A 3,634-nucleotide genomic window follows, 5' to 3' on the forward strand; every position below is an offset into this window, starting at 1 on the left:
GCGAATCATTAAATTTTTTATGGGCATGGGGCATGGGGCATGGGGCATAGGGCATAGGGCATAGGGCATAGGGCATAGGGCAATGGGTAATGGGTAATGGGTAATGGGTGATGGGCGATGGTTAAAGGTTGCAATTTTTCCATGCTCCATGCCCCACGCCCACTAATCTACTTAAAATTCACAATTCGAGTAAAACTCGCAGGTTCGAGACTTGCTCCTCCAACTAAAACGCCATCAATTTCTGGTTGTTCCATGATTTCATCTATGTTATTTGGCTTCACAGAACCACCATACTGAATTGGGACATTGGGATTGCTTAATTGCTTGCGAATTAAACCAATCACCCGATTAGCTTCCAGACATTCACAAGTGTCACCAGTGCCGATCGCCCAAATTGGTTCATAAGCAATCACCAGATTTTCTTGATCTACATCAACCAAGTCTTTTTTTATTTGCTCACTAATCACTAATTCAGTTTCGCCCGTATCCCGTTGTTTTTTAGTTTCACCCACACAAAGAATCGGAGTCAAACCATTTCGTTGAGCAGCCTTGAGGCGTAGATTGACAGTTTGATCGGTTTCTCCGAAGAACTGTCGCCGTTCGCTGTGACCGACAATCACATAGCGTACCCCAATTTCTGTTAGCATTGGTGCAGAAATTTCACCCGTATAGGCTCCACTTTCTTCCCAGTGGACGTTTTGCGCCCCTAGATGTATGCGACTACCATGTAAATTTTTGGATAATACATTTAAGTCAGTGAACGGTACGCACAATACGACTTCTCTGTCATGAGGGGTTTCCTCTAGGGTAGGCAGAAATCCGCGTAAAAAATCCTCAGACTCTGCCTGGGTTTTGAACATTTTCCAGTTACCAGAAATAACAATTTTTCGCACAGGTAATTTAGTCAATTATTAAAAGCTACTAGATGCATTTTTCAGTTTATGACGTTTTAAGAGTTAATTGTAAAAATATGACTTCAATATTGCCTATGCCTGAACCGTACAACAATCACTCGCCCAACCAAGAGGAAAATTCTCCGAACTCTGGTAAAGAAATGGATGAGGCTATTTTTAGCTTTGACGACATTCAGGCAGAACTCAATTATAAACAAGCACAAACAGCACTAAGGAACCTGGTAGCAAATCTCAACCTCACACCCACCGAAAAACAGGGGTTGGAAACCGAAATTGCCGATTTGGAAACCATGGTAGGAAAGCTAGAGCAGATGATGGTACAGATTGCTGCTTTTGGCATGGTTGGAACAGGGAAATCTTCTCTGCTGAATGCCTTAGTCGGGCAAGAAGTTTTTGAAACAGGTTCATTGCATGGCGTAACTCGTGTAGCTCAAACAGCTAACTGGAGTCTTACAGAAGAATCTATTGGGCAAACAGAGCAAACTGTACGAGTCTCTTTAAAAGCGACAGATCAATCTCAAGTGGAATTGATCGACACCCCTGGTTTAGACGAAGTAGATGGTGAAACTCGCGCTGCTTTAGCAGAACAAGTCGCAAAACAAGCGGATCTGCTTTTGTTTGTGATTGCAGGCGATATGACTAAAGTTGAATACGAAGCCCTTTCCCTGTTACGCAAAGCAGGTAAACCTATCTTGTTGGTGTTCAACAAAATAGATCAATATCCACAAGCAGATCGAATGGCAATTTACCAAAAAATCCGAGATGAACGAGTGCGTGAGTTACTTTCACCAGAGGAAATTGTCATGGTGGCAGCATCACCATTAGTAAAAACAGCCGTTCGTCGCCCTGATGGTACTAGGGAATTGCAGACGAGTAAAGGTAAACCCCAAGTTGAGGAACTAAAGCTCAAAATTTTAGAGATCCTGCACCAGGAGGGCAAAGCTTTGGTTGCTCTTAACACAATGCTTTACACTGATAATGTGAATGAGCAATTGGTAGAGCGGAAACTGGCAATTCGTGAGCAAAGTGCGAACCAGTTGATTTGGAAGGCTGTGATGACTAAGGCTATAGCTACTGCTCTTAACCCGATCACAGTAGTGGATATTCTCAGTGCTACGGTAATTGATATTTTCTTGATTCTAGGGTTATCAAAACTGTATGCTATTCCTATGACGGAAACAGGAGCAGTAAAATTATTACAAAAAATTGCTCTCAGTATGGGTGGTATTGGTGCCAGCGAACTACTAGCAAACTTAGGTTTAAGTTCTCTAAAAACTTTACTTGGAATTTCTGCACCCGCCACTGGAGGGGTAACATTTGGTCCCTACCTATCTGTAGCTGTAACTCAAGGGGCGGTGGCTGGTGTTTCTTCCTATGGTATTGGTCAAGTTACCAAAGCTTATTTAGCTAATGGCGCAAATTGGGGTCCTGATGGCCCTAAAGCCGTGATTACCAGAATTGTATCATCTTTAGATGAAAGCTCAATTCTCAGCCGGATAAAAGATGAGTTGCTTAAAAAAGTCAAGCGTTAGCCGAAATGTGTTACAATATAGCCTAGTATATGTGCTTAACTGTGCATAATATCAAGTTAGTAAGCGTGCGCCAATAGCATCAAAGAATTGGAATGTCAGAAGTTTTTGAACAATCAATTCAAATTAATGCAACAGCTACAGTAGTCGAGCGCTGTATTACTGATCTGTCATTAATGCACCGTTGGCTGAACCCAGCTTTACGTTGTGAACCTGTGGGTGATTGGAGTACTGATGTAGGTAGCAAAAGCTATTTCATCATTCAAATACCAATCATAGAACCTAAATTAAATAGCACAGTTGTGGAAAGACGACCTGGGTTGATAGTGTGGAAGTTTGAAGGTTTTTTTCAAGGCTGCGATCGCTGGGAATGTCAGCCAATTGAGAAAGGAACGCGCTTGGTGAACCGTTTTGAATTTGAGATTCCTAACCCTCTTGTGAGTTGGGGTTTTCAAACCTTTGCTGAAGCTTGGACTAAACAGGACATGCAAGCTCAACTACATCGGCTCAAACAGCTAGCAGAAAGGATGTAAGTTTTCTGTTTCGGAAATAACGGTTTACTGTTATTCAAGATTAATCTGGGCTAGTAACCGCCTAATTTCGTGAGCGTCGAAGGCATTGGGAGCTTTGTCTAAATAATTTTGTAGATCGTCAGCAGCTTGAGAAAATAGGCCAAGATGATAGCAAAGAAGACCGCGATCGCGCAACTCAAAAGGTATACCAGGAAATAAAAGTAAAATCCGATCAACTGCCGCCAAGGCTTTTTCAAACTCGTGTAGACGTAGATAAGTCGCTTTTAGATTCGTCAGCATTCGTAGTAAAAATTGTCGAGGAGTGACTGTTGCCACAAACTCTGGTTGTAGCGGTACTGGTCGATGATAAATTTGAGAAAGTCTTTCCTGGCAGTCTTGAGCAAACATCACTTCCCCAGAATTAAACGGATCCACAAAAAGCTCCATTTCTGGAAGATCTGGACGAATTAAGAAATGTCCTGGCATTCCCACCCCAACCATAGGAAAATCAATCCTTCGGGCAATTTCTAAGTAAACCAGCGATAGGGTAATAGGAATCCCAACTCGTCGATCAATAACTTCATTGAAGAAACTGTTGCGAGGATCGTAGAAGTCTTTTCGATTGCCAGCAAATCCTAAATCATCATAGAGATACTGATTAATAGCCTGAATAACGCGT

General features: G+C 42.2%; 4 protein-coding genes. 2 read left to right on the plus strand and 2 right to left on the minus strand.

Annotated elements, in window-relative coordinates; translation table 11 throughout:
* Positions 1-167: 167 nt before the first annotated feature.
* Positions 168-893 (minus strand): triose-phosphate isomerase, encoded by a 726-nt coding sequence (tpiA, locus tag G4P69_RS36230; RefSeq protein ID WP_208354726.1) that lies wholly within the window; start codon positions 891-893, stop codon positions 168-170.
* A 77-nt stretch (positions 894-970) separates the two neighbouring features.
* On the opposite strand from tpiA, the gene G4P69_RS36235 reads away from it, so the two are divergent.
* Both G4P69_RS36235 and G4P69_RS36240 read left to right on the plus strand, forming a co-directional pair.
* The gene (locus G4P69_RS36235; protein WP_208354723.1) at positions 971-2,446 is read left to right on the plus strand and encodes a GTP-binding protein; all 1,476 of its coding nucleotides are present in this window, start codon (positions 971-973) and stop codon (positions 2,444-2,446) included.
* A gap of 92 nt (positions 2,447-2,538) precedes the next feature.
* A complete protein-coding gene (locus G4P69_RS36240; RefSeq protein ID WP_208354724.1) occupies positions 2,539-2,976 on the plus strand; it encodes an SRPBCC family protein in 438 nt (145 codons plus the stop codon).
* A gap of 30 nt (positions 2,977-3,006) precedes the next feature.
* On the opposite strand, the gene G4P69_RS36245 is transcribed toward G4P69_RS36240, so the two are convergent.
* Positions 3,007-3,634: SirB1 family protein (locus tag G4P69_RS36245; RefSeq protein ID WP_208354725.1), on the minus strand; the 628-nt coding region annotated here is incomplete at its 5' end.

Origin of the sequence: Aetokthonos hydrillicola CCALA 1050, from assembly GCF_017591665.1 — a bacterium.
In the GTDB taxonomy this organism is placed as follows: domain Bacteria; phylum Cyanobacteriota; class Cyanobacteriia; order Cyanobacteriales; family Nostocaceae; genus Aetokthonos; species Aetokthonos hydrillicola.

Bases quoted from the DNA above. Each gene is read 5' to 3' on its own strand.
- G4P69_RS36235 (WP_208354723.1), top strand. From the start codon at position 971: ATGACTTCAATATTGCCTATGCCTGAACCGTACAACAATCACTCGCCC.
- G4P69_RS36240 (WP_208354724.1), top strand. From the start codon at position 2,539: ATGTCAGAAGTTTTTGAACAATCAATTCAAATTAATGCAACAGCTACA.